Source organism: Polaromonas sp. YR568 (genome assembly GCF_943372955.1).
Taxonomy (GTDB): Bacteria; Pseudomonadota; Gammaproteobacteria; order Burkholderiales; family Burkholderiaceae_C; genus Polaromonas.
In genome coordinates this window covers 440,326-466,068 of the sequence record NZ_CALSAL010000001.1, presented here as the reverse complement: position 1 = coordinate 466,068, position 25,743 = coordinate 440,326, and the positions used below count along the sequence as shown (strand labels likewise).

25 protein-coding genes are annotated in these 25,743 nt (G+C 62.7%); 11 read left to right on the top strand and 14 right to left on the bottom strand.

The window, feature by feature from the left end; genetic code table 11:
- Window positions 1-118: 118 nt before the first annotated feature.
- The 3 genes from AAG793_RS02185 to AAG793_RS02175 form a co-directional block, all read right to left on the bottom strand.
- Window positions 119-1,651, bottom strand: coding sequence for an acyl--CoA ligase (locus AAG793_RS02185; protein ID WP_341903407.1), 1,533 nt, complete (start codon window positions 1,649-1,651; stop codon window positions 119-121).
- 77 nt (window positions 1,652-1,728) lie between these two features.
- Window positions 1,729-2,730, bottom strand: coding sequence for a 2-dehydropantoate 2-reductase (locus tag AAG793_RS02180; RefSeq protein WP_341903404.1), 1,002 nt, complete (start codon window positions 2,728-2,730; stop codon window positions 1,729-1,731).
- 25 nt (window positions 2,731-2,755) lie between these two features.
- Complete coding sequence (locus AAG793_RS02175; protein WP_341903400.1) at window positions 2,756-3,580, bottom strand: fumarylacetoacetate hydrolase family protein; 825 nt, start codon at window positions 3,578-3,580, stop codon at window positions 2,756-2,758.
- A gap of 400 nt (window positions 3,581-3,980) precedes the next feature.
- On the opposite strand from AAG793_RS02175, the gene AAG793_RS02170 reads away from it, so the two are divergent.
- The gene (locus AAG793_RS02170; protein WP_341903398.1) at window positions 3,981-4,796 is read left to right on the top strand and encodes a sulfite exporter TauE/SafE family protein; all 816 of its coding nucleotides are present in this window, start codon (window positions 3,981-3,983) and stop codon (window positions 4,794-4,796) included.
- 96 nt (window positions 4,797-4,892) lie between these two features.
- On the opposite strand, the gene rraA is transcribed toward AAG793_RS02170, so the two are convergent.
- The gene (gene rraA, locus AAG793_RS02165) at window positions 4,893-5,390 is read right to left on the bottom strand and encodes a ribonuclease E activity regulator RraA (protein WP_341903397.1); all 498 of its coding nucleotides are present in this window, start codon (window positions 5,388-5,390) and stop codon (window positions 4,893-4,895) included.
- A complete protein-coding gene (locus tag AAG793_RS02160) occupies window positions 5,387-5,878 on the bottom strand; it encodes an Lrp/AsnC family transcriptional regulator (RefSeq protein WP_341903394.1) in 492 nt (163 codons plus the stop codon). The genes rraA and AAG793_RS02160 overlap by 4 nt, the downstream gene beginning before the upstream one ends.
- 92 nt (window positions 5,879-5,970) lie before the next feature.
- Between AAG793_RS02160 and yedA the strand changes: the two genes are divergently transcribed.
- From yedA to AAG793_RS02145, 3 genes are all read left to right on the top strand, one after another.
- On the top strand, window positions 5,971-6,903 hold the full coding sequence (yedA, locus tag AAG793_RS02155) for a drug/metabolite exporter YedA (RefSeq protein ID WP_341903391.1): 933 nt from the start codon (window positions 5,971-5,973) through the stop codon (window positions 6,901-6,903).
- A 108-nt stretch (window positions 6,904-7,011) separates the two neighbouring features.
- Window positions 7,012-7,464 (top strand): SWIB/MDM2 domain-containing protein, encoded by a 453-nt coding sequence (locus AAG793_RS02150; RefSeq protein ID WP_341903388.1) that lies wholly within the window; start codon window positions 7,012-7,014, stop codon window positions 7,462-7,464.
- 225 nt (window positions 7,465-7,689) lie between these two features.
- Complete coding sequence (locus tag AAG793_RS02145) at window positions 7,690-7,827, top strand: hypothetical protein (RefSeq protein ID WP_341903386.1); 138 nt, start codon at window positions 7,690-7,692, stop codon at window positions 7,825-7,827.
- A 185-nt stretch (window positions 7,828-8,012) separates the two neighbouring features.
- On the opposite strand, the gene AAG793_RS02140 is transcribed toward AAG793_RS02145, so the two are convergent.
- The 4 genes from AAG793_RS02140 to AAG793_RS02125 form a co-directional block, all read right to left on the bottom strand.
- Window positions 8,013-8,567, bottom strand: coding sequence for a hypothetical protein (locus tag AAG793_RS02140; RefSeq protein ID WP_341903382.1), 555 nt, complete (start codon window positions 8,565-8,567; stop codon window positions 8,013-8,015).
- Window positions 8,568-9,184: 617 nt separating this feature from the next.
- On the bottom strand, window positions 9,185-10,882 hold the full coding sequence (locus AAG793_RS02135; RefSeq protein ID WP_341903379.1) for a thiamine pyrophosphate-binding protein: 1,698 nt from the start codon (window positions 10,880-10,882) through the stop codon (window positions 9,185-9,187).
- Between the two features lie 135 nt (window positions 10,883-11,017).
- Window positions 11,018-11,326: a hypothetical protein gene (locus AAG793_RS02130; RefSeq protein WP_341903376.1), complete on the bottom strand. Its 309-nt coding sequence runs from the start codon at window positions 11,324-11,326 to the stop codon at window positions 11,018-11,020.
- A gap of 106 nt (window positions 11,327-11,432) precedes the next feature.
- Window positions 11,433-12,677 carry an MFS transporter gene (locus AAG793_RS02125; protein WP_341903372.1) on the bottom strand — a complete coding sequence of 415 codons (1,245 nt, stop codon included), beginning with the start codon at window positions 12,675-12,677 and terminating at the stop codon, window positions 11,433-11,435.
- A gap of 84 nt (window positions 12,678-12,761) precedes the next feature.
- On the opposite strand from AAG793_RS02125, the gene AAG793_RS02120 reads away from it, so the two are divergent.
- Window positions 12,762-13,643 (top strand): helix-turn-helix transcriptional regulator, encoded by an 882-nt coding sequence (locus AAG793_RS02120; RefSeq protein WP_341903370.1) that lies wholly within the window; start codon window positions 12,762-12,764, stop codon window positions 13,641-13,643.
- Between the two features lie 86 nt (window positions 13,644-13,729).
- Window positions 13,730-14,653 carry a CAP domain-containing protein gene (locus tag AAG793_RS02115; RefSeq protein WP_341903366.1) on the top strand — a complete coding sequence of 308 codons (924 nt, stop codon included), beginning with the start codon at window positions 13,730-13,732 and terminating at the stop codon, window positions 14,651-14,653.
- 24 nt (window positions 14,654-14,677) lie between these two features.
- On the opposite strand, the gene AAG793_RS02110 is transcribed toward AAG793_RS02115, so the two are convergent.
- From AAG793_RS02110 to AAG793_RS02090, 5 genes are all read right to left on the bottom strand, one after another.
- A complete protein-coding gene (locus AAG793_RS02110) occupies window positions 14,678-16,129 on the bottom strand; it encodes a coniferyl aldehyde dehydrogenase (RefSeq protein ID WP_341903363.1) in 1,452 nt (483 codons plus the stop codon).
- A gap of 84 nt (window positions 16,130-16,213) precedes the next feature.
- A complete protein-coding gene (locus tag AAG793_RS02105; RefSeq protein ID WP_341903361.1) occupies window positions 16,214-17,263 on the bottom strand; it encodes a GTP-binding protein in 1,050 nt (349 codons plus the stop codon).
- A 26-nt stretch (window positions 17,264-17,289) separates the two neighbouring features.
- A complete protein-coding gene (locus AAG793_RS02100) occupies window positions 17,290-18,543 on the bottom strand; it encodes a hypothetical protein (protein ID WP_341903359.1) in 1,254 nt (417 codons plus the stop codon).
- Between the two features lie 78 nt (window positions 18,544-18,621).
- Window positions 18,622-19,359, bottom strand: coding sequence for an IclR family transcriptional regulator (locus tag AAG793_RS02095; protein ID WP_341905362.1), 738 nt, complete (start codon window positions 19,357-19,359; stop codon window positions 18,622-18,624).
- 72 nt (window positions 19,360-19,431) lie between these two features.
- On the bottom strand, window positions 19,432-20,409 hold the full coding sequence (locus AAG793_RS02090; protein ID WP_341903356.1) for a tripartite tricarboxylate transporter substrate binding protein: 978 nt from the start codon (window positions 20,407-20,409) through the stop codon (window positions 19,432-19,434).
- Between the two features lie 570 nt (window positions 20,410-20,979).
- On the opposite strand from AAG793_RS02090, the gene AAG793_RS02085 reads away from it, so the two are divergent.
- The 5 genes from AAG793_RS02085 to AAG793_RS02065 all read left to right on the top strand — a co-directional run bounded on the left by AAG793_RS02085 (window position 20,980) and on the right by AAG793_RS02065 (window position 25,700).
- Window positions 20,980-21,888 (top strand): polysaccharide deacetylase, encoded by a 909-nt coding sequence (locus AAG793_RS02085; RefSeq protein WP_341903354.1) that lies wholly within the window; start codon window positions 20,980-20,982, stop codon window positions 21,886-21,888.
- 88 nt (window positions 21,889-21,976) lie between these two features.
- Window positions 21,977-22,873 (top strand): polysaccharide deacetylase family protein, encoded by an 897-nt coding sequence (locus tag AAG793_RS02080; RefSeq protein ID WP_341903352.1) that lies wholly within the window; start codon window positions 21,977-21,979, stop codon window positions 22,871-22,873.
- A 31-nt stretch (window positions 22,874-22,904) separates the two neighbouring features.
- Window positions 22,905-23,921 (top strand): asparaginase, encoded by a 1,017-nt coding sequence (locus AAG793_RS02075; protein WP_341903350.1) that lies wholly within the window; start codon window positions 22,905-22,907, stop codon window positions 23,919-23,921.
- Window positions 23,922-23,923: 2 nt separating this feature from the next.
- Window positions 23,924-25,084 carry an amidohydrolase family protein gene (locus tag AAG793_RS02070; protein WP_341903348.1) on the top strand — a complete coding sequence of 387 codons (1,161 nt, stop codon included), beginning with the start codon at window positions 23,924-23,926 and terminating at the stop codon, window positions 25,082-25,084.
- A gap of 88 nt (window positions 25,085-25,172) precedes the next feature.
- Window positions 25,173-25,700, top strand: a complete 528-nt coding sequence (locus AAG793_RS02065; RefSeq protein WP_341903343.1) for a CreA family protein — start codon at window positions 25,173-25,175, stop codon at window positions 25,698-25,700.
- The last annotated feature ends 43 nt before the right edge of the window (window positions 25,701-25,743 follow it).

Genomic DNA, 25,743 nt, shown 5'->3' with positions numbered 1-25,743 from the left:
GCTTGGTAAATTGTCAGGCAGGTGTGATCGTCTCGCGTCAGACGAACCCGAAACCTGACTGCCCTTGCCCACCTGAACCCCGGTTCAGGATGCCGGTCCGGTGGCACTCGCAGACACCTTATTTTTCGGCCAGACCCAGCTTCTGCGCCAGCCCGATGCGCTGCAGCTTGCCTGTGGCGCCCTTGGGAATCTCGGCCATGATCAGGATCTTGCGTGGCACCTTGAAGTCAGCCAGCTTGGTCGCGGCAAAGTCGCGAATCTCCCGGTCTGTCGCGGTCTTGCCTTCACGCAGCACCACCGCCGCACCGACCTCTTCGCCCAGCTTGTCATGCGGAATGCCAAAGGTGACCACCTGCGCAACGGCCGGATGATCCATCAGCACTTCGTCCACCTCGCGGGGTGAGACTTTTTCGCCACCGCGGTTGATGATTTCTTTGAGCCGGCCCGTCAGCGTCACATAACCGTCAGCAGTCATGGTGCCTTGGTCACCGGTGCGGAACCAGCCGTGCGTAAACGCTTCCGCGTTGGCCTTCTCGTTGTTCTCATAGCCCAGTGTGACGTTCTCGCCCCGGATGACGATCTCGCCGATCTCACCCGGCGCCAGCAGCTTGCCTTCCGTGTCCATGATGGCCACCTCGGGCCCTGCTGCAACCCCCACCGAGCCAGGAATGCGCTTGGCGGGCGGCAAGGGATTGCTGGCCATTTGATGCGCGGCTTCGGTCATGCCGTAAGACTCGATCAGCGGTGACTTGAACACTTTTTCCAGCTCGGCAATCACCTGCGGCGGCATCGACGACGACGACGAGCGGATGAAGCGCAGCGGATTGGCCTCAATCACATCCATGTTGCCCGCAGCGCGCGACAGAATGGTCTGGTGCATGGTGGGCACGGCGGTGTACCAGGTGGGCTTGCACTCTTTCATCCACGCAAAAAACTTCAGCGCATTGAAGCCGGGTGTGCAGAAGATCTGGCTTCCCGCTGCCATGGGCGCCAGCACGCCGGCAATCAGGCCGTGAATGTGAAACAGCGGCATGACGTGCAGTTCGCGGTCGGCTGGCGTGAGCTGCAGGGTCTCTTTGATATTGCGGGCCGAAGCGCACACGTTGCGATGCGACAGCGGCACGATCTTGGGCCGCGATGTGGTGCCCGAAGTGTGCAGGATGAGCGCCACGTCGTCGGCGTGTGCCGCGCCCGGCTGGCCTGCCGCGCCTGCGATCACCGAATCGGCTTGCAGTTCGAAGTTACCGGCGCCCTGCTCCGGCAATGCCTTGAGGTAGATCACCGCCACACCCAGTTTGGCCGCCACCGCCAGCGCGGGCGTCTCGCTGCCCACGGCCACGATGAGTGCCCTGGCTTTAAGGTCACTCAGGTAAAACTCAAACTCATCAGCGCGGTAAGCCATGTTCAACGGCGCTGCTGTGCACGCACTGGCCACCGCCACGAACGCCGTGGCCATTTCGGGACAGTTGGGCAGCACGATGCCGACACGGTCGCCACGACCAACACCCAGCGAATTGAGTTTGTCGGTGGTGCGGCTGATGAGCTGCCCCAGCGCGCCATAGCTCAAGGGCACGCCAGAAGGCGCCATCATGGCCGTAGCGGCGGGCGCCTGCAGCGCGATCATTTCGTGGAGCGTCGTGAAATAGGTCATGGGACAAACTCTCAAAGGTTGGGGATCAGGCGGTTAACTAAGGCGGTTGAATCAGGCGGCCGAATCAGAAGACCGAATCAGGCAATCTTCAGCGTGGCGTTGTGCTTCTGCAGGTTGCTGGCCAAAAGACTGGCCAGTGCGTAAACGGCATTGATAGTGGGCGTTGGCGTCTGCGTGATCTGGCCCAGCTCCATCACCGAAGCCACCAAGGCCTGCAGCTCCAGCGCCCGGCCCTGCTCCACGTCCTGCAGCATCGATGTCTTGTGCTGGCCAACTGCCTGCGCGCCTGCGATGCGCTTTTCCAGACTGACCTTGAACTGCACACCGAGTTTTTCACCGATGGACTGCGCCTCGGTCATCATGGCCGCAGCCAGTTCCCGCGTTGGCGGGTAAAGGCAGATATCTTCCAGCGTCGCGTGCGTCAGTGCGCTGATCGGGTTGAAGCTCAAGTTGCCCCACACCTTGAGCCAGATTTCCGAGCGGATGTCGCTGGACACCGGCGCCTTGAACCCTGCCGCCTTGAAGGCATCGCTGATGGCGCGAATGCTGGGGGTGTCGGAGCCGTCAATCTCACCCAGCGTGAAGCGGTTACCCTCGATCACCTTGATGACGCCCGGCTGGATCACCTCACTCGCCGGGTACACCACGCTGCCAATCACGCTGTCGATGGGGATGTGTTGCGCGATGACGCCATCCGGGTCCACCGCACGCACTGGCGAGCCAGCATAGGCGCCCGGCAGCTTGTGGAAGTACCACCACGGAATGCCGTTCTGCATGGTCACGATGCGCGTGCCCGCATGCATCAGTTGCGGCAGATCTGCCGCCACCGCCGCAACCTGGTGCGCCTTCATGCCAAGAATCACCACATCCTGAACGCCTGCCGCCGCAATGCTGGACGTTGCCAGCACTGGTCGGGCCAGCAGCTCGTTGCCGTTTTCTTCAATCAGGCGCAAGCCGTCCCGGTTGACCGCCTCCAGATTGGCGCCACGCAAAATCAGGGTGACCTCATGCCCGCTGAGGGCCAGCTTGACGCCCAGCATGCCGCCGATGGCGCCTGCTCCAACTACACAAATTTTCATGGGAGAACTTCTTTAGTGACTTGTTTTATTGAACGACTGATGGATTGTTCGGGGACGACCGGTCAGGCGCAAAGGTATTGCGCAGTACACCAATACCGTCAATCGACACCTCGACCACCGTGCCCGGCTTGAGTGGCAGCACACCGAGCGAAGTGCCGCAGGCAATGACGTCGCCCGTAAAGAGCGTCATCTCCCGTGACAGCATCGAGACGATTTGCGCCGGCGAAAAAATCATGTCGCTGCAGGTGTAGTTCTGCCGCTCGCGTCCGTTCACGAGGGTTCGCACTTCCAGCGTGGAAAGGTCCAGCCCGGTGGCAATCACCGGCCCGAAGATGCCAAACGTGTCAAAGCTTTTGGCACGCGTCCATTGGGCAAACGAGGCATCGCGTGTGATCAGGTCCAGAGCCGTCACGTCGTTCACGCAGGTCACGCCAAAAATCGCCCGGGCGGCTTCGTCTAGATCGGCGTTCCTGCAGGTTTTGCCGATGACGAGCCCAAGCTCACCCTCGTAGACCACACGGCCGTCATAGCTGGCAGGCACATCAAACGCTTGATCGTGCGCGCAGTAGCTGCTGGATGCCTTGATGAAATACAGCGGCTCGGCAGGAATGGCCAGCCCCTGCTTGGCAGCCTGCGCGTGGTAGTTGTTCCAGAGTCCGATGAACTTGCCCGGCGTGCAGGGGATGTCGACGGTCACGCGGTCCAGTGGCAGCAACTGCCCGGTGCGTTCAAAGTCGCCAAACATGTCGCCCGTGCAGACGGCAATCGACTGCCCCTCGAGCAACCCGAAACCGGCGAGACCGGGCTGGTCTGGTGCTGCACTGACCCGATAACGAATCCAGACTGACATGACTTGAGCCTTTACCGTCTTGGGCGAGCGCCACGTCATGGCGAACCATCCCCACGCACATTCCATTTGCCCTGTCGGCCCCTCGGAGGGGCAGCTGGCCTTGGTCAATGCAGGATACCAAAATAATCCTTTGGGCCAGGGTCACGCCGGGCGCCGGTGCAGCCCTGCCAGCGCAAGAGATGCGAGAGATGGAGGCTCCACCCCCGCAAGGCAGCCACGGCAGCACAACCGGCACGGTGAACCCGGCGCAGGGCTTTCTCACAGGGAAGAGATCTGGCACGGATAGAAAGCACCTGATATCTGCGTGACGGTAATCCGCCCATGAATCAGGGGTAAATTACTGCCTTTCAAACACAAGTCTTTTGCGTCTGGTGAAAACCCCGAGCAAAGTTTTTACCGAATGCCTCTAGAGCCCGTCCTCATCGCTCAACTTGCAGTCCTCGGGATTGCCACTGGTTTTCTCGCCGGCCTGCTGGGCATCGGCGGTGGCATGGTGATGGTGCCGTTCATCAGCATCATCCTGTCGAACCGGGGTGTCGCCTCTGATCTGGCCGTGAAAATGGCAATCGCCACCTCGATGGCGACGATCATCTTCACCTCCATCTCCAGCGTGCGCGCGCATCACAAGCGCGGCGCCGTCCGCTGGGACATCGTCAAGCGCCTGGCGCCCGGGATTGTGGTGGGCAGCTTCATCGGCAGCCTGGGCGTGTTCGCTCTGCTCAAGGGCTCTTACCTTGCGATTTTCTTTGGCCTCTTCGTGAGCTTCTCGGCCACGCAGATGTTTCTCGATAAGAAACCCAAACCCACACGTCAGATGCCCGGCACGGCTGGTCAGTTTGCTGCGGGCAGCTTCATCGGCTTCCTGTCCGGTCTGGTCGGCGCCGGTGGCGGCTTCATCAGCGTGCCTTTCATGGCGTGGTGCAATGTCGCCATCCACAGTGCTGTCGCCACGTCAGCCGCCCTGGGCTTCCCGATTGCCCTGACCAACGTCATCGGCTACGTGTTCAGCGGCTGGAACGTGCAGGGTCTGCCAGCGGCTTCGTTTGGCTATATCTGGCTGCCCGCCCTGCTGGTGATCGCGCTGGCCAGCTTCTTCATGGCGCCCGCGGGCGCCAGGGCGGCGCACAGCCTGCCTGTGGGCAAGCTCAAGCGCATATTCGCGAGCATCCTGTATGTGCTCGCCGCCTACATGCTCTACAAGGGTCTGACGGGCTGAAGAGGTTTGCGGGTGCTCCCCGGGCCTGACTTTCGACAGACTCAGGGCGAGCAGGAAACCAATGACAGGCCCATGGGGGCCTGACTCCCAAGGGGGCTACGGTTTCATGACGACAATCCCGTCGTCATCGGCGCACACCCAATCCCCCGGCCGCACCCACACCCCTTGAATTTGCACATCAATGCCCTGCAAGCCCTGCTGCTTGCGGTCTGTCGGCAGTGGCATGCTGGCCAGCGCCTTGATGCCGACATCGCACTGCACCAGTTCGGCCACATCACGCACGCAGCCGTCAATCACCAGACCCGCCCAGCCGTTGGCTGCGGCCGCCGCGCCCAGCTTGCCGCCCAGCAGCGCGCGGCGCAGGGAACCCCCGCCGTCCACCACCAGCACCCGCCCCTCGCCGGGCGACTCCACAGCCGCCTTGACCAACGAGTTGTCGTCCAGACACTGGATGGTGACCGCCAGTCCGCTGAAGGCCGTGCGGCCACCAAAGCTGCGGAACACCGGCGGCAGCACGCGAAAGTCGCCTGAGGTGTCGTTCTTGTGCTGGTCACAGAGATCGCAGGTCACGAGAGAGCGGGTGGACGTGTTCATTTTCCGGTGACTTTCCTGATGGTGGGCTTGATGTTCTCACGGCGCGCCGGCAACACCACCGCGTTTTCACGCGGCGCGTTGAGCACGATGGCGGTCGAGGTTTCGGTGAGGATGCAGAACTTGGTGACCACCGCATCCAGATGGGCCACATCGATCACGGCGATCTCCAGCACCCAGCTGTCTTCGCCAGTGACGTTGTAGGCATTGATGACCTCAGGCGTCTGCTCGATCAGCTTGACCACCCGCGCGTACTCGGCCCGCGCCACCCGGATGATGGCGCGAATGCCATAGCCCAGCCGGGACAGGTCGACCTCAGCGCGGTACCCCTTGATGACGCCATTGAGCTCCAGCTTGCGAACCCGCTCGGTCACCGCCGGCTGGCTCAGGTGCACACGCCGGCCCAGCTCGGCCATGGTGATGCGGGCGTCCTGCTGCAGCTCGGCCAGAATGCGGCTGTCGTAGTGGTCACATTCGGTGGTTTCGGTCATAAGGCTTTTCAACTTTGAATTTCAAAGGCAAGGGTCTCAACTGCCTTTAATTCTGCATGGCCAGCGGTCATATGGCAACCTAACATGCCAGCATGACATCTGCACTCACCACCTCCTCCAGTGCCAGCAACGCCAACAAGGTACCGTCGCTGCTGATGCCCGCGCTTCTCGCCTGCTACCTCGTCTGGGGCTCCACCTACCTCGCCATTCGCCTGGCACTTGTGAGCTTTCCGCCCTTTTTCCAGATGGGCACTCGCTTCCTCGCCGCGGGCGTGTTGCTGATGGTCTGGGTGGTTTTCCGCAAGTACCCCATGCCCACCCTCCAGCAGTGGTGGCACGCCACCGTGGTCGGCACGCTCATGCTGGGCGGCGGCATGGGCCTGACGGCCAGCGCCGAACAGTACATCGGCTCCGGGTTGATTGCGGCGTTCATCGCCATCGTTCCGATGCTGGTTTGCGCCTGGGGCCTGCTGATGGGCCAGCGGCCCAGCCGGCTGGAGCTGGCCGGCATGCTGGTGGGCCTGGCCGGTGTGTTGATGCTGGTGCGCGGCAGCAGTTTCTCGGCTGCGCCGGTCGGCTTGGCCTGCATTGCAGGGGCCACACTGGCCTGGTCACTGGGCTCGGTGCTGTCAACCACCCGCATGTCGCTGGCCGCCGGGCCGGTGGGCTTTGCGAGCGAAATGTTGTGTGGTGGCGCCGTGTTGATGGTGATTTCTCTCGCACTGGGTGAGCAGTTTCCCTCGGGAAACACGGGCACGGTGGACCCAACGGCACTGCTTGCCTGGGTGTATCTGGTGGTGTTCCGCTCGCTGATCGCCTTCAGTGCCTACCTCTATCTGCTGGCCCACGCGAGCCCGGCCATGGCCACCAGCTACGCCTTCGTGAACCCGCTGATCGCGATTTTTCTGGGGGCTTTTTTCGCTTCGGAGCAGGTCACCGGGGGTGAGTGGGCTGCGTGCGGCGTGATTTTGCTGGGCGTTTTTCTGATTTTCAGAGGTAAATCCGCAACATCAACGCGCAAATAAAGTGCTTTTTCGCTAGGAAACTGCGTTTTTCTCCAGTAGCATCCGATCTGCCACAGGGAAGTAGTTATCCGGGTGGTGATTTATCAACTTCTAGAAGGAAAATCAATCATGGCAACTGCAAAAAAAGCACCGGCAAAAAAAGCAGCCGCAAAGAAGGCTGCACCGGCAAAGAAAGTAGCTGCGAAGAAAGCAGCCCCAGCGAAAAAGGCGCCTGCCAAAAAGGCTCCTGCCAAGAAAGTAGCCGTCAAGAAAGCTCCTGCGAAAAAAGTCGCAGCGAAAAAGCCAGCAGCGAAAAAAGCGCCTGCCAAAAAGCGCACCCCCAACGCCGCGTTCATGAAAGCCCTGACGCTGAGCCCCGCGCTGTCGGCTGTGGTGGGCGACAAGCCTCTGCCACGCACCGAGATCGTCAGCAAGCTGTGGACGTACATCAAGTCCAAAGGCCTGCAGGACAAGGTCAACAAGCGCATGATCAACGCCGACGAAAAGCTGCGTGCCGTTTTCGGCAAGGCCCAAGTGTCGATGTTCGAGATGGCTGGCCTGATCGGCAAGCACGTCAAGTAATCAGTCCCCGACTGATTCTCCAAAGGCCGGTTTTTACCGGCCTTTTTTCTTTTCTGCAGCGCACGCGACGGCAGGACGCAGGGCACTGCGTTGGGTCTACTGACTGGACTTCCAATGTTTACCGGGTATCCAGAATGATGCATCCCGCGCGCAACCACCCTTTCAAGCTCAACACAACTCAGTCACTACCCCGCAGAGCTCAATAAGCTATACCAGCAAGCCCAGGTGATTTTCAAGGAACAAGCCACCTGGTTCACCATCGCCCACGCTGCGCAACAGAAGCCGGTCAGCAAGCGTGTGATCGACTTAAAGAACAGCCTGCTTGGTCGCTACAACTTCAATGGTGTGGACATCAAAGAGTAATTTCATTGGATCTCGCGGCCTTCAATCGGTCACCACGTAAAAAACCGGGCAGTGCCCGGCTTTTTACGCGTATTCAAAGATCGTCAACGCACAGCATTTAGATGGTTCCAAATCGGACGATCCGAGTGAAACTAACTACCTGCACGAAAAGACCGCAGACCGTAAAAACGAGTAAAGCGGCAAGGCTAAAAATCTTTAGTCCCCACCGCTTGAATAAGTTTCAGCGTCGCTTCGATCAACCGTCTATCGCGCGGAATGCCAATGCTGCCGCTCGGTACAGCCGCCAAGTGGGCAACAAACTCTGCCGCGTCGTAGATGATGTCTCGAACCTCGTTCCACGTGATATTCAACGGCTCAAACACATCCTTCTCGGTCAATTGAGAATCTACGTGGGCCACGGTCTTGTGACGCGCCACCACGAGCGGCTTTGCCCGTAAAGAGAGTGCAGCGAATTCCGACTCAAGTGCAGCCAGAACTGCCGGATCCGTGCTGGGACGAATCGCGGTGAAATACGTAGGTATTGAAGAGGAGTCGGGCCGTTTATCGAACAGGTGCGCCACATTTACGAAGAAAGCCGTGTAATGCGCGTCGTAGGAAGCATGAAAGAAGTCGCTGTGTTCGTTCATCACTCCCACTAACTTCGGTCTCGCCTCACTGGCTTGAGCCCACCAAACCTCGTAGTGTGTCTTCGCAGCTATTGCCGAGTCAATGATGTCGCTAAGTATCTTGGAGGACGCCATGTAAAGGCTTAACTTTCAAAGTGACTTGAGACTTTCAAACGAGGGAGCGAAGCGACCGGACGCTGCATGGCATCCTCATCAACCTCAATACGAGGCAGCGCGGACTCAAGCTGAATTGATCCGTCCGCCTGCACATATAGCCAATGAATACCTAACGTCATAGCTACCCAAGAAGGTAACGCATGGACCTGCCTCCGAAACTGGGGGATATCTGGTACGGCCAGACCGTAGTGGGCGCTTGGCACATGCATACCTTGGAGTAATTGACCCAGACCAGTGCGAAAGTCGAGCCCTACGGCAGTCGTAAGACCCTTTGCCTCAACTATCCACTTTTCGCCTGTAGTCGGATGCGAGCACACAAGATCAATTGTCTTGTGCTCCTCTATTTTGAAGCCACAAGAACGAAAGAATGACTCGATTGCCACCTGAACGAAACCTTCATTCGGCCACTCGATTCCACGCTTGAATACTTGCATAACTTTCCTCGCGATCTACTGTAAGTAGCGGAGCAAAACCTTCTCACCAAACTGACCCATGCGCAATATTTTCTGCACGTGAACCCCGTGAAAGCGGCTTACATATTGAGCGGCAGAGAACTATGCCATTCGCTCATACCTTTAAACCCCTTTCAACGCGTTCTGCGTAATCGCCGACAACGTCCCCCGCGTGGTGATGACCTCAGGATCCAGCATCACCTCGATCACTGTGCCCTCTGGCCGCTCCAGCGCTGCCAGCAGCTCCGTCTCGAACTCACCCGTGCGCGTGATGCGCACACCGGCGTAGCCGTAAGCGCGCGCGAGGGCTGCGAAGTCGGGGTTCTGCAGGCGTGAGCCGCTCACGTGCTGCGGGTACTCGCGCTCCTGGTGCATGCGGATGGTGCCGTACATGCCGTTGTTGAGCAGCACGATGATGCTTTTCGCACCGTGCTGAACAGCGGTGGCCAGCTCCTGGCCGTTCATCAAGAAATCCCCGTCGCCCGCAATCGTGAAAGCCACGCGCCCGGTGGTGATGGCTGCTGCAATGCCTGCAGGCACGCCGTAGCCCATGGCACCCACGGTGGGCGCGAGCTGCGTCTTGTGCCCCTTCACCAGGCCATGGTGTTTGAAGAAGCGGTGCACCCAGCTGGCAAAGTTGCCGGCACCGTTGGTCAGCACCGCATCGGCGGGCAAGTGCTTTTGCAGCAGGCCGACGATGGTGGGCATGTCGATCTCGCCGGGCAGGTTGGCACCTGCTGTGGGCTGCAGGTTGTCGAGGTAGTCCTGATTGGCTGAGGCAGTCCACGCCTCCCACGGCAGGTCTTTGGGTGCGGTGAGCACTTCGAGTGAACGCGCCGCGGCATTCATGGTGGAGTTGATGGCCAGATCGGCGTGGTACACGCGGTTGAGCTCTTCGGCACTGGCGTGGATGTGCACCAACTTCTGCGCCGACTTGGGCGCTTTCAGCAGCGTATAGCCGCCAGTGGTCATCTCGCCCAGCCGCGGGCCGATGGCGATGACGAGGTCGCTCGCCTTCACGCGCGCGGCGAGCTTGGGGTTCAGACCAATGCCCACGTCACCGGCGTACAGCGGGTGGTGATTGTCAAAGGTGTCCTGGTAGCGGAAGGCGTTGCCCACCGGCAGCTTCCAGTTCTCGGCAAAGCGCTGCAGGGCCTGCGCGGCCTGGGGTGTCCAGCCGCCACCGCCAGCAATCACCAGCGGCTGGCGCGCGGCCAGCAGCATTTCACGCAAGGTGCGCAGCGAGCCGGGGTCGCTCCAGGCCTGAACCGCTTCCACACGCGGCAGCGGCTGGGCGTCGGTCTGTTGGGTCAGCATGTCTTCCGGCAGCACCAGCACCACCGGGCCGGGTCGGCCGTTCATCGCGGTGGCGAAGGCGCGGGCTACGTATTCGGGCACGCGGTCGGCAGAGTCGATGCGCTCCACACGCTTGGCAAAGGCCTTGGTGCTGGGGCCGAAGAAGTTGAAGTAATCGACTTCCTGAAAGGCCTCGCGGTCGCGGCAGTCGCTCGCCACGTCGCCGACCAGCAGCACCATGGGCGTGGAGTCCTGAAACGCGGTGTGCACGCCAATCGACGCATTGGTGGCACCCGGCCCGCGGGTGACCATGCACACGCCGGGCCGGCCGGTGAGCTTGCCATGCGCTTCAGCCATGAAGGCGGCACCGCCCTCTTGGCGGCAGGTGATGAACTGGATTTTGTCTTGCCGGGCGTGCAGGCCGTCAAGCACCGCAAGGTAGCTTTCGCCGGGCACTCCGAACGCATGTGTCACGCCCTGGGCCAGAAGGCAATCGACGAGAAGGTGGCCGGCTATTTGAGTCATCCGCTTATTGTGCCGCTGAATAAACAGCGGCCACTTCCGCTCGGGCTGAGCTCGGCGAACTGCCCTTCGACAGGCTCAGGGCGAACGGAAGGGGCCCATCACCTGTCGGCCCTGTCACGCGGTACTGGCTACACGCTATTCAGGTGTTGAAGCGTCACCGTCACCACCGCCGGCTTCCAACGCCTGGCGGGCGAGCTCTTCGTCGCTCAGGGGTGGCGCGTCACCGAGTGCGGCAAGTTCTTCCAGAAACTCTGCCGTGGGCTCTTCGTGTTCGAGCAGCACTTCTTCAAGCTTCTGCTTGCCGGTCTCGACATGGACCGATGGCGAATGCAGCACGGTGGGCGGGACGGGAAACTTCTCGCCCAGCTCGAACTTCAGGGCTTCGGATTTCTCCTCGACCCAGTGCGCGAAATCACCGTCTTTGGGAGCTTGGGGAATGTTCATGGTCGTCTCCTTCGCATGCACGCGACCCCGACGCGAATGGCCGGAGCCTGAACCATTATGGGCTCAGGCCACCCGTCTGGGTAGTGCCCCCTCCGCTCTACTCCAATCAGGCGGGCACAAGCGCCGTGCGCCGCACCCGCCGCACATTGAAAGCGCTGACGATCAGCACGCCTTGCAGCAGCACCAGACCCAGCCACACCGCCTGGTACTGGCCGTGGTCCATCAGCAGGCCAAAGATCAGCGGGGCTACCGCCTGCCCGATGTCGAGGCCGGAATACACCACGCCATACACGCGGCCAGTGGCGTTCTCTGGTGTGGAGCGCTTGACCAGCATGTCGCGCGACGGCCCGGCCATGCCGGTGACAAAACCCATGGCGCCAAACAGCACTGGCACCAGCGCACCCGGCACACTGGCAAAACCCACCAGCAACGCGATGCAGGCCGCCACGCCAAAGCCGGTGCCAACCACACGCTCGCAGCGCGCCGGGTTGCTGGCCAGAAAGCCGCCCAGCACCATGCCGGTGGCGCTGCAGACCATGTACACCGTGATGCACAGGGCCACCAGTGCAATCGGTACCGCGTGCAACTGCCGCGCCGCCTCTGGCGCGAAGGCCTGCACCACGCTGAGCGACATGGCGTAGATGAAGAAGAAGGCAAAGCACATCCACACCGCCGGAATCTTCAGGAAGTTCATGTTGTCGGCGTCTGCGGCGGCGCCCTGCCCGCTGGCAGGTAACACCGGCAAGGCCAGTCGGGCGTGGTTGAACAACAGCACCGCCAGCACCGCAAAGATGAATACACCCGCGCTGGCCAGCGCCGCCTGCCACGAGAAGGCCAGCGCAATCGGCACCAGCATGGCGGGCGCCAGCGCCCAGCCCAGACTGCCGGTGATGCCGTGCACGCTGTAGGCATGGCCGAGGCGCGGCGCGCTGACCTTGCGATTGAGCAAGGTGTAGTCGACCGGATGAAACACGCCGTTGCCCACACCAGCCAGCGCAGCAAAGCCCGCCATCATCCAGTAGCTGGTGCTGAGCGCGTAGCCCATGGTGGCAGCACCGAGCAGCGCCAGACCAACATAAAGCACCGGGCGCGGGCCAAAACGGTCCACCACGAAGCCGGAGCCGGTCTGCACCGCGCAGGAGACCACGAAGAAGATGGTCATCAGAAAGCCGAGTTCGGCGTAGCTGACGGCAAAGGTGTCTTTCAGCCAGGGGAACAGCGGCGCCAGCAGGAGCTGGCTGAAGTGGCTGATCATGTGCGCCACCCCCACCAGGCCGATGATGCCGGCGTCCTGCCGCAGTGGCACGGGCGTGATTGGCATGGTGGCTGACGCGCTGCTTGATGAACTCATGGCGCTATCGTAGTATTGGCGCAGCCCGCCGAAATGCGACAAAACGCCATCATTCGGCGAATTACGGACAAACCGCCCTGCACCATGTCCCCACGCCCTAATCCACCGCAAAGGGTGCCACCGCGCCAGGTGCCGCTGCTCCGCGTACCGGTTGGCGACACCGACCGCTTCACACCCAGCCGCCACCACTTGGTGCGCCTGCGTGCCCGCACCATGCAGGCCGACACGCACTTTGAGCCGCACGCGCACGCCTGGGCGCAGCTGGCCTATTGCGCCACCGGCGTGGTGAAGGTGACGGCGCAGCGCTTCGCCGGCGACGACGCGGCAGGCGAAGTGACCTACATCGTGCCGCCCTCGCGTGCGGTGTGGATCGCGCCGGGCGCGCTGCACCAGATCACCGTGCTGGAGGCGGCCGAGTTCCGCACGCTGTACATCCACGCGGCTGCCACACCCAGAGGCTGGAAGGGCTGCCGTGTGTTGATGGTGTCGCCATTGCTGCGTGAATCGGTGCATGCGCTGGACGGCGCGCTGGCTGCCAGCCAGCCGGACCCGGCTCGCGAAAAGCTGCTCACGCAGCTGGTGCTGGACGAGCTGGCCCGCGCCGACACCCAGGCGCTGGGCGTGCCCATGCCCCACCCCCGGAACGGCGACAAGCGGCTGCGTGCGCTGTGCGAGGCGATTCTGCGTGCGCCGGGCGCCCACGCCACCCTCGCCGCGTGGACGGCCAACATTGGCGCCAGCGAACGCACCATGACGCGCCTGTTCCGTGATGAGCTGGGCATGAGCTACCAGCAGTGGCGCCAGCAGGCGGTGCTGGCCCATGCGCTGCCGCTGCTCACCAGCGGGCAATCGGTCAGCGCGGTGGCGGCGGCCAGCGGATATGCCAGCGACAGCGCGTTTTCTGCGATGTTCAGGGCGGCGATGGGGCAATCGCCCAGCCACTTTCAGGGCAGGAACGTGTCATAGACGTGGCAACTGCCAGCGCCCGAGTGCCATGCAGGGTTTCCACGCCAGCACTGTCCAAACGCGGGGCCGAGCCCTATCATCCGGCGATGGTTCTGACTCCTTCGATGAAGCGTACCGACCGGTGGAATGCCACCGGCGTGCGCATAGCGATGGCACTGTTGCTTGGCGGCGTGCTGGGCCTCGTGGCACTGTGGCCGCAGGCGGTGCAGGCCCATGCCAAGGATGACGACGCAGACTACAGCCCGCTGTTGAACGCCCTGAACACCTTGCGCCAGCGCGGCTGCGTGGGCAGCCCGGTGCCCGCCGGGCAGGTGAACAAGAGCCGGGTGCTGTCGCAGGTGGCCGAACGGGTGGCCAACGGCCAGAAACTTGATGAAGCCTTGCGCAATGAAGGCTACCGCGCGCAACGCGCGTCGCAAATCTCCATCGTTGGTCAGGGCATCACCAGCAGCCTGTCACGCGGGCAGGTGGGCGAATCCTGCAAGACCATCATGTACGGGCCGCTGAGCGAAGCCGGCTTTCACCAGCACGGCGCGCAGGTGTGGATCATCATGGCGGCGCCGCTGGCCATGCCCGACACCAGCCGCAGTGAGGAAATTCAGGCGCAAATCCTGTCGCTGGTCAACGATGCGCGATCCCAGCCGCGGCGTTGTGGCAACGACTTCTTCGCCGCCGTGCCGCCCTTGCGGCTGAACTCGGCCCTGTACCGCACGGCGAACGCCTACGCCAACGAGCTTGCCACGCACAGCTACTTCAGCCACACCGACCGCGATGGTTACCGGATCGACTACCGCGCCAGCCGCGCCGGCTACTCGTGGCTCAGTGTGGGCGAGAACCTCGCGGCTGGCCAGTCCACACCAGAGGCGGCTGTGCAAGGCTGGCTGAACAGCCCGGGGCATTGCGCGAGCATCATGTCGCCGGTGTTTGAAGAGATGGGTGTGGCCGTGGCGGTGAACACCAAGAGCAGCCAGGGCGTGTACTGGGTGCAGGTGTTTGGCAAGCCGCGATAGCTGCTCCGACGAGTCTGGTGGGGTTCAGAGGAACCGCTTCATCCAGCCCATCACCTGGTCAAAGCGCTTTCCGTACGGCGGATAAAACAGGTCGCCGCGCGCCCACTTCGACTGCACCATCACCGGTTTTTGCTGGCTGAGGCGCAGAAAGCCCGCCTCGCCGTGGTACGAACCCCAGCCACTTTCGCCCACACCACCAAACGGCAGGTTCTCGTGCGCGATGTGCATCAGCGTGTCGTTCACCGTCACGCCGCCGCTCACCGTGCTGGCCAGCACGTGGTCGCGCAGGCCGGTGTCGGTGCCGAACCAGTACAGCGCCAGCGGCCGGGGGCCGGCGTTGATGTGGTCAATCGCCTGCTGCAGCGAGTCGTAGGGCAGCACCGGCAGGATGGGGCCAAAAAGCTCTTCGCTGAGCAGTTCGGAGCGCGCCGGCACATCAAACACCAGCACCGGAGCCATCTGCCGCGAGCTGACGCTCACCGCAGCGCCACCCGGCTGAATCACCTGCAGTCGCGCGCCCTGCCCTTCAGCGCGCACCAGCATGGCCTGCAGCCGCTCCAGATGACGGGGGCTGATGATGGCGGCGTAATCGGGGTTGCCCTGCAGGCTGGGGAACAGCGTGGCCACCGCCTGCGCAAAGGCATCGGCAAACTCCACCTCGCGACCGCGCGGGAGCAGCAGGTAATCGGGCGCAATGCAGGTCTGCCCTGCATTGAGCAGCTTGCCGTGGGCGATCTTGAGAGCAGCCTGGGCGATGTCGCAAGAGGCATCAATGATGCACGGCGACTTGCCGCCCAGCTCCAGCGTGGTGGGCGTCAGGTTGGCAGCAGCCGCCTTGGCCACCTCACGGCCCACAGCGGTGGAGCCGGTAAAGAACAGGTGGTCGAACGGCAGGCTCACAAAGGCTTGCGCCACGTCGCTGCCGCCCTGCACCACCGCCACTTCGTCGGGCGCAAAAGCCTCTCCCAGCAGCCTGGCGAGCAGGGCCGATGTCTGCGGTGTCAGTTCGCTGGGCTTGAGCATCACGCGGTTGCCGGCGGCCAGTGCGGTGATGACCGGGCCCAGCGACAGCTGCACCGGGTAGTTCCATGGCGACACGACGCCGACCACACCCAGCGGCTGGCGCTGCAGGAAAGCATGGGAAGGCTGCAGGTACCACGGTGTGCGTACCTTCACCGACTTCATCCAGCGCGGCAGATGCCGCAGCGTGCTGGAGAGCAATGCGCGCAACACAAACAGGTCGGCAATTTCCGTGAGCCGGGGGGAGCGCACGCCGAAGTCGGCGTTGACGGCGGCGGCCAGTGCGTCCGCGTGCTGCTCAAGCAGGCGCTGGATACGCAGCAGGCGGTCGCGGCGCAGTGCCAGGGGAACCTCGGGCTGGTCGCGGCTGGCCCGGCGCTGTGCGTCAAACAGGCTCAGCAGGGTGTGGGTCGTCGGGGGATGGCTGGTCGCTGCGGTATCGGCACTGAAGGTCATCCGGCGATGATAGGCGGCGCCTTCTGCCAGCTGTAGGGGAAGGACTCCAACCTGACGCAGGCTCGCGCCGTCGTCCGACGGCTGTCAGGCGTCGGCCACGTCGCCCACAGCGCTGAAGAGGCTTCGGATGGCCTGCTCGCGGATGTGGCGCGTGATGAACACCAGCCGCGTGGCATGGTCCGCGCTGGGCCAGGCGTCCAGATGCACCGGCGGGTGAAAGATGTGCTGCACGCACTGCACCACCACCGGCAGGCCATCGACATTGACAATGCCCTTCACGCGCAACAGATCGGGGCCACGCATCGAGGTCAGCAACTCCATCGCCGCCGAAAACGCTGTCCAGCTGAAGGGCTTGTCGAAACGCATTGAAAGCGTCTGGATGTCTGCCATGTGCCCGGCGACTGGCGGCTTGGGGAAGAGCAGCGAGCTGCCGGGCTCCCTGCCCTCACCCAGAAAGCGCAAGGTGTGCGGGCCAGCCCTTGAGCTGGTGAGGCCGATGCCGGTCACTTCGGATGGATCAATTTCACCGTGGAGCACAGTGCGTATCGTCGCGCTGCGGTTGATGGCGGCAATGCGCGCCATCAGCTCGTCGGTTTGCGCCGCATCCACCAGATCGGTTTTGGTGACCAGCACCCGGTCAGCCAGCGCCACCTGCTTTTGTGCCTCGGGCTGAGTCGCGAGCTGCGCTGGCCCGTTGAGTGCATCAACGAGGGTGATGATGCCGTCGAGCCGGTAATGGGCGCTGAGCATGGTGTCGCTCACCAGCGTCTGCACCACCGGCGCGGGGTCGGCCAGACCCGTGGTTTCAACGATCACACGGTCGAAGTCGGGAATCTCTCCGGCGCGGCGCTTGCCAAACAGCTCGCGCAGCGTTTCCTGCAGATCGGTACGCACCGTGCAGCAGATGCAGCCGTTGGCGAGCAGCGTGATGTTTTCCGACGAGACCTCCACCAGGTCGTGGTCGATGCCGATCTCGCCAATCTCGTTGATCACGACCGCTGCGCGGTTCATGCCCTCGTGCTTGAGCAGGTGCGCGAGCAAGGTGGTCTTGCCGCTGCCGAGAAAGCCGGTGATCAGCGTGATCGGCAGCTTGCCTGCCAGTGGTTCGCGTTGCAAGCTATTCAAGAGGTTCATGGTGAACGACTGATTGCCCTGCCGCTTTACACGTCCATCTCAAGCACGTACAGACCACCGGTGAAACGGTCCACCGTGTAGACGATGCGGTTCTCGTCCACATGCACGTCGTTGAGTTGCACCGCGCCCACCGGCGACAGCTTGGGCGCTCCCGGCACGTAGTAGGCGATCTCCTGCACCTGGTAGGGGTTGCTGGTGTCATACACCCGCACGCCGGCATTGAAGAAGGTGCCGATGATGATGGTGTCCGACCGGAACGAGGCGGGGCCGGGCAGGTTCTCGTGCAGGTTGTGTGCACCAAAGCGCCCGCCACGCTGGGCAAAGGCGTCAAACGGCGGCGCCGGGAAGGTGCTGATGGGCACCGGGTTGGATTCGCTGCGGGCATCGACCACCCAGACCAGCTTGGGCCAGTCGGCGCCGTTGTCCTGCACGCATTCGTCGCTGACGATCCACAGGCCCCGGTCAAATAACGGCAGCACGGTGTGGGTAAAGCCATTGAACGGTGGCGAATGGTTCCACTGCGACACCACCTTGGGCGAGGCCATGTCGGAGATATCCAGCACCACCGCACCGCCGTCGATGTAGCCCACGTAGGCGCGGTCGGGGCGCTCGGGGAACACATTGGTGTTGTGGGTGCGAAAGCCGGTGTCGAACTTCGCCGGCAGGCGTGGCGGTGGCGGTGTGGTGTCGCCCACGCGGGTGCCGGGCAGCCACCAGCGGCCAGCTTCCACCGGATGGGCCGGGTCGCGCACGTCGATGATGCGGTAGAACTGGTCGTCCAGCGGATTGTGCGGCTGGAAGTCGGGCGCACCCGAAGCCATGTGCACAAAGCAGCCATCCACAAACCATAGCGCATGCACGCCGCGGGAATACGGGCCGGAGCAGTCGAAATGCGAAATCAGCCGCGGGTTTTCCGGCACGCTGATATCGAACAGGTCAAACCCGGCCGGCTTCATGCCCACCACCTGGCACTGGTAGGCCACGGCCATCAGGTCACCCGACACATCCAGCGAGTTGGAGCGCACCTTCATGTGCGGCAGCTCGGTCTGTACGATCACACGCGGCTGGCGCGGGTCGGTCACGTCCACGCCGGTGAAATTCTTGGGCGCCGCCTCGTGCGCCAGCCACAGGATGCGCCGGCCGTCTTTGGTGAGCTGCATGGCAATGCCCTCGCCCAGGCCACCGAAGCCCTGCAGCTCGTTGTGGCTCAGCAGCTTCATGTTGAAGGCCATGGTGGTGTCGGCGCGGGAAGCCTGGTTCGGCGTCGGGAATTTGTTCATGGTTGTTGTCTCATTGTCTTGTTGTGCAATTTGTATCGACTGCCTCTGCCGACCAGATGCTCACGCCGCATGGACGTGTTACTGGTGAAGCAGGCGCGTCACTTCGCGCGCCGCCGTCTCCAGCATCGGCAGAATCGTCAGCAAGCGCCGCTCGTTCATGCGCGCTTGCGTGGCCGCCACGGTGATGGCGGCGATGGGACTGCCCGACATGTCGAAAATCGGCAAGCCCACCGCACGCACACCCGGCACCGCATGGTTGCCCGTGAAAGCATATCCGTTGACCTTGGCCTGCGCGCACAGCTCGCGCAGCTTATCGACATCCAAATCGCCATAGGCGCCCAGCCGGTGCTCCACGGCGGAGATGACGATCTCCATGTCCATCTCGGGCAAGGCGCTGAGCAGTGCCAGCCCGCCAGCGCTCACGCCCAGAGGTTGCCGGCTGCCCACGGGGACTGAGGGCGTCTGGATCGGGTAGGTGCCCTGCGTCCTTGAAATGCACACCGCGTCATAGCCGCTGCGCAGGAAGAGGAAGGAGGTGTCGCCCGTCTGCTCAGCCAACGCCGTGCAGACAGGCTGGCAGATGTCTTTCAGGTTGAACTGGTGCGTGGCCGAGATGCCCAGCTCGAAGAGCAGCGGGCCCAGGCTGTAGCGGCGATTGCTGGCGTTCTGCACCAGCATGCCCTCTTGCGTCAGGGCCTTGAGCAGCCGGTGCGCGGTGGGACGCTCCAGCCCCATCTGCTGCGACAGGTCCACCAGCCGCACCCCGTGAGGCGCCTGTGCAGCCACCATCCGCAGGGCCCGGATGGCCCTGCTGATGGTTTGCGTACCGGCAACTTCGCGGGATTCAGAGGGAATGGAAAACCTCGCGCTTCAGGGGCATGGGCTCAATCAGTCAAGCACCACGTTGGCGAGCGTGACGGCCTTGGCCATCTTCTCGGACTCGACCTTCATCAGTGCCGCAAACTCGGCCGGCGAGCTGGCCAGGTCTTCTGCACCGGCGTTGGCCAGCGTGGTCTTCATTTCGGGGCTGGCCAGGGCTTTCTTCACCTCGGCGCCCAGGCGCTCGACGATGGCCGGCGGCATGCCCTTCGGACCCATCAGGCCGCTGTACAGCACCACTTCCAGCGGAATGCCGAGTTCTTTCAGCGTCGGCACATCTGGTGCTGCGGCAGAGCGCTTGGCCGAGGTGACGGCCAGACCGTTGATCTTGCCGCCCTTCATCTGGCTGATGGCCGGTGGCATGGTCGAGAAGGTGTACACCACCTCGCCGCCAATCACGGCCTGCGTGGCTGGCGAGCTGCCCTTGTACGGCGCATGCAGGGAGTTGGTGCCAGTCAGGTTCTTGAACGATTCGCCGGCCAGGTGCGTGATGGCGCCGTTGCCGGAAGAGGCGTAAGCCACCTGGTCAGGCTTGGCCTTGGCCAGCGCCACCAGACTCTTGACGTCCTTGGTGCCGGAGTTCAGGCTGGAGATCAGCATCAGCGGCGTCGAGGCCACCAGGCTGATCATGGTGAAGTCATTCCACGAGTCGTACTTGAGTTTCTTGTAAGCCGCAGCGGCGATGGCGTGGCTGGTCATGTCCTGGAAGTACAGGGTGTAGCCATCGGGTGCCGCGTTGGCGATGTACTGCGATGCGATGGTGGTCGCGGCGCCGGGCTTGTTCTCCACGATCACGTTCTGGCCCATCTGCGCCGTCAGGCGGGCAGCGAGTGCACGCGACAGCACATCCGAAATGCCGCCCGGCGTGAAGCCGATGACCAGCGTGATGGGCTTGGAAGGATAGGCGGCGGTCTGCGCGGCCGCAGGTGCTGCAAAACCGACTGCACAGAAAAGCGCAGCCCATAAGGTACGGTGTAGTGTCTTCATGCGAGTGTCCAGGTAGATGCGGGTTGTTAAGGCGGGTTGACGAGAAGGTGAAAACAAGGCGAAACAAGGTGAGCGTTGAATCGATTCCGGTTCGGCCTGACTTTCAGCGTCTCCCTGCACGGCTTTTCAGCAGGCTTTGGAACACGCTTTCAGAAGGTCCGCATTCATCGTAGGACGCGCCAAGTTTTGCTGTCAACACAAGCTTTGCATATTGCACTATTTGGACTTTTTTGCCTGCCACTTTGTGCGATGCACCAGCTACGGGCAGGGTGTTTCTGTTCTGGGGCGCATGATCAACAAACCGGTGCATGGGGTGACAAAGGGCAATAAGCCGTCACGCTGTTTCCAGCGCCTGCTGGCTCATCGCATGAGTCACCCATAAAGTTCCACCATTTGGACTAAATGAGTCCTGCATTGACTTCATTTTTAGCCTCAGAGTACGATGAATTTCGACTTGGCGTGAACGGGTAAACGCGCGCTCCAGAGCGCTGCTTTGTAAAGAGCCGCACCGCACCAGACCGACCGCATTGCCCCCCCCCCTTCACAGCATTCAGACAACGAAAGACAGCCGTGACCCGCCCCCTTCTCCCCCGCCACAACCGCTACGACTACATCCCCCTGAACGAACGCAAGGACTACAGCTGGCCCGGTGGCGCGCGGCTGGCGTTTGTCTTCACCACCAACATCGAGTGCTACGCGTTTGGCGCTGGCCTCGGCCACGACCCGGCCAAGGTGGGCGAGCCGCAAACCCACCGCAACTACTCGTGGCGCGACTACGGCAACCGCATCGGCATCTGGCGCCTGTTCGAGGTGCTGGACGAGCTGAAAATGCCCGCCGCCCACAACACCAACAGCCTGGTCTATGACTACGCGCCGCAGATCATGGACGAAATCCGCCGCCGCGGCGACGAGATCGTGGGCCATGGCCGCACCAATGCCGAAAACCACCGCGGCATGTGGGAAGCGGATGAAGAGCGAATCATCAAGGAAGTGATCGACAAGTTCGTCGCCCACGAAGGCAAGGCCCCCACCGGCTGGATGGGTTCAGGCGCCTACGAGACCGCGAACACGCCCGACCTGCTCAAGGAAGCCGGCTTCAAGTACCTGATGGACTGGCCGATGGACGACCAGCCGATCTGGATGCGGACCCGCAGCGGCCCGATCCTGTCGGTGCCCTACCCTGTCGAGTTGAACGACGCGCAAATCATCACCCACCGCAAGCAGGACGCCAGCGAGTTCTGCGACATGATCGTTCAGCAGTTCGACGAGATGATCGAGCAGTGCGACCGGCACCCGCTGGTGATGAACATTTCGGTTCACCCCAATGTGTTCGGTCAGCCCTTCCGCCTGCGCCTGCTGCGCAAGGCCATGCAGCACTGCGTGCAGGGTCCGCACAAGCACAAGCTCTGGCTGGCGCGACCCGGCGAGATTGCCGACTACTGCTACAGCCTGCCACCCGGCATCATTCCGGGCAGCTGATCAGGCCGCTGATTCTTCCCCCACCTTCACGGTGCCCGCTGCGCGATCTGCGTGGCGGCACTGCCCCCACCCTTCACCCGGAGCCCCCATGAGCATTCCCGTCGGCAGCAGCGTCAGAGCACGCGCCCCTTACCAGTCCATCGTCAACCGCCCGCCGTTGGCCCTGCCGGGTGGTGCCCGCGTGGTGATCTGGAACATCGTCAACGTGGAAGTGTGGGAGCCCACGGGCGCCATGCCACGCGCCGCCCTGCCACCGCCCATGGGCAACCCGCTGCTGCCCGACGTGCCCAACTGGGCGTGGCACGAGTACGGCATGCGCGTAGGCTTCTGGCGCATTCTGGAGGCACTGACGGACCGCAAGATGAAAGCCAGCTTCGCCCTCAACGGCGCTACCTGCAAGATGTACGAAGAGGTGTGCACGGCCGCGCTGAAAGCCGGCTGGGAATTCATGGGCCACGGCCTGGTGCAGCGCCCCATGCACAAGGTGGAAGACCAGCTCGCCGCCATCAAGGAGAGCATGGAGGAAATCCGCAAGTTCACCGGCAAGGCGCCGCGCGGCTGGGAAAGCCCGGGCCTGACGGAAACCGACGAGACGCTGGACAACCTGGCCGAATGCGGCATCGAATACGTGGCCGACTGGGTGCTGGACGACCAGCCGGTAGCGCTCAAGTCTTCCAAAGGCGCCATCACATCGATTCCCTACACCGTGGAGCTGAACGACGTGGTGATTTCAGCCGTGCAGCAGCATCCGTCTGACGAAATGCTCAAGCGCGGCAAGGCACAGTTTGACCGCCTCTACCGAGACGGCGCCAAGGCACCGCGCGTGATGGCGATCTCGGTTCACCCCTACCTGAGCGGCGTGCCACACCGCATCGGCTACCTGGAGCAGCTGTACGACTACGTGCTGGGCCACGAAGGCGTGCTGGTGTGGACGGGCGAGGAGATTCTGGACTGGTTTCTCGCACAACAAAGCGCAGCCAAGTAAAGCGAATGCAAATAAAGCGAAACCAGTCCGCATGACACTGCCACGCATTCTTGTGGTGTCGCTTGGCGGCACCATCACCATGACCACCAGCGCCGCTGGTGGCATCACCCCCACACTGACGGCCGAGCATCTGGTGGCCAGCGTTCCGCAACTGTCGTCGGTTGCCTCGCTCGAAGCCCTCACCCGTTTCAGCCTGCCTGGTGCGTCGCTGAGCATCCAGAACCTCACCGAGGTGGCCACGCTGCTCAAAGACCGCTTCGCAGCGGGCTTTGATGGTGCCGTGGTGGTGCAAGGCACCGACACGATTGAAGACACCGCCTTTGTGCTGGATCTGCTGACCGATGGCACCCACCCGGTGGTGGTGACCGGCGCGATGCGCGGCCCGCAGGCTGCAGGCGCCGACGGCCCGGCCAACATCCTCGCCGCGGTGACAGCTGCGGCTGACCGGCGCCTCGCTGGTCTTGGCGTGGTGGTGGTGCTGAATGACGAGATCCACTCGGCGCGCTGGGTGCAAAAGTCGCACACCGGGCTGACCAGCGCCTTCACCTCACCGGGCACTGGCTGCATCGGCATGGTGTCGGAAGGCCGGGTCGAACTGATGATGACGCCGCAGCGCGATATTGCTCCGGTCAAGGAAGCGCTGCAGCACGACAGCCGCGTCGCGCTTGTCTCGCTTGGCCTCGATGAAGACGGCCGCCTGCTGCCCGTGCTGGCCGAGCTGGGCTACAGCGGCGCGGTGGTTGAAGGCATGGGCGCCGGGCATGTGCCTGCAGGTGCTGCCGAGGCAGTGGCCCGACTGGCCACCGAAATGCCGGTGGTGCTGTGCACCCGCGTGCGGGCCGGGCGGGTGTTCACCAAAACCTATGGCTTCCCGGGCTCCGAGATGGACCTGATCGCCAAAGGCGCGATTCCCTGCGGCCACCTCAGCGCCGGCAAGGCACGGCTGCTGCTCACGCTGCTGTTGCGCTCAGGTGCCAGCACCGACGACATCCGCCAGGCCTTTCAGCCCCGGGGCATCGCCCCAGCAACCGTATCACCCAAGGATTGACCATGTTTGTGACCTGCAACGCACTGAACCATGACCAGTGCACCCATGACGTCAGCGCCGGCGCTGGCGCAGACGCGGCGACCACCGACTCCAGCACCGCGAGTCAGCCGGGCCGCAACCGCATCGGCCGCAGCAACACAGGGCCGCTGCGCATCGACATTCATTGCCACTACTTCAACGCCGATGCCGCCGCCAAGGCCGCGCCCCTGAAGCCGTTTGAAAAAGAGCCGTCCATCGTCTATGCCAACCAGATGACGCGCGACATCAACATGAGCCAGATGAAGGTGCGCGGCCCTAAGCTCTCCGACATCGCCGTGCGCCTGCGTGACATGGACCGCATGGGCATCGACGTGCAGGCCGTGTCGCCAGCACCGGCGCAGTACTACTACTACGCCGATGCCGATTTCGGGCTGGAACTGGCACGCGGCATCAACGACCGCATTGCGGCAATTGCCGGCGCGCACCCGGACCGCTTTGTCGGCATTGGCAGTGTGCCGCTGCAGAACGCCGCCTTGGCCACCAAAGAACTGGTGCGCTGTGTCACGAAGCTGGACATGCGCGGCATCGAGATCGGCACCAACGTCAACGGCATGGACCTCGCCGACAAGCGGCTGGGCCTGGACAAGTTCTTTGCCAAGGCCGAAGAGCTGGGCACCGTGCTGTTTCTGCACCCCATGGGCTTCACCCATGCGGACCGCATGACCGACTACTACTTCAACAACATCATCGGCAACCCGCTGGAGTCGACTCTCGCGGTCGCGCACCTGATCTTCGGCGGTGTGGTGGACCGCTTCCCCAAGCTCAAGTTCTGCGTGGCGCACGGCGGCGGCTACATGCCGCATGCCTTTGCCCGCATGGACCACGGCTGGAAGGTGCGGCCCGACGCGCAGACGGCCATCAGCAAGAAGAAGCCGTCTTCGTACCTGAAGAAGTTTTACTTCGACACCGTGACTTTTGACACCGGCCTGCTTGCGACGCTGGTGGACCAGATGGGCGCCAAACAGGTCATGCTGGGCAGCGACTACCCGTTTGACATGGGCGACGAAGACCCGGTGGGACTGGTTGAGCGCGTGGCCCAGCTCTCGGACGCTGAGCGCCAGCAGATCCTGGGCGGCAATGCCGCCAGGTTGCTGAAAATCCGCAGCCCGCGTCGCAAGCGCTGAGCGGGCCTGCTGCCCTGTGGCGGGACGGGCCACGGCGGGAATCCATAATGGGGTGATCACGACACGGAAACCCACGGAGGTAACGTCCATGAACACACCCACACCCCCCCAAAAACGTACCACCAGCGGCAAGCGCTCCAAAACCTTTTACGGCTGCGCCGGCGCCATCGCCCTCTTTCTGGCTGCCTGCGGCGCCAACAGCGAAGAAATTGGCGCGGTAGACACCGTGTTCAAGTTCATCGGCCCTGACCACAAGATCGTGGTGGACGCCTACGACGACCCCAAAGTCAAAGGCATCACCTGCTATGTCTCGCGCGCCAAGACAGGCGGTATCAAGGGCGCTCTGGGTCTGGCTGAAGACAAGGCCGAAGCCTCGATTGCCTGCCGCCAGACCGGCATCATCAGCTTTGGCGACAAGCCCATCGAACGGCAGGAAGAAATGTTCAGTGAGCGCATCTCGCTGGTCTTCAAACGGCTGCGCGTGGTGCGCATGGTGGACACCAAACGCAATACGCTGGTCTACCTCACCTACTCTGACCGGATCATTGAAGGTTCTCCACAAAACAGCGTGACGGCGGTGCCGGTGCCTGCGGGCACAGTCATTCCGATCAAGTGAACCGATCAAACAACACCCACAAGAACGACAACAACAAGGAGCA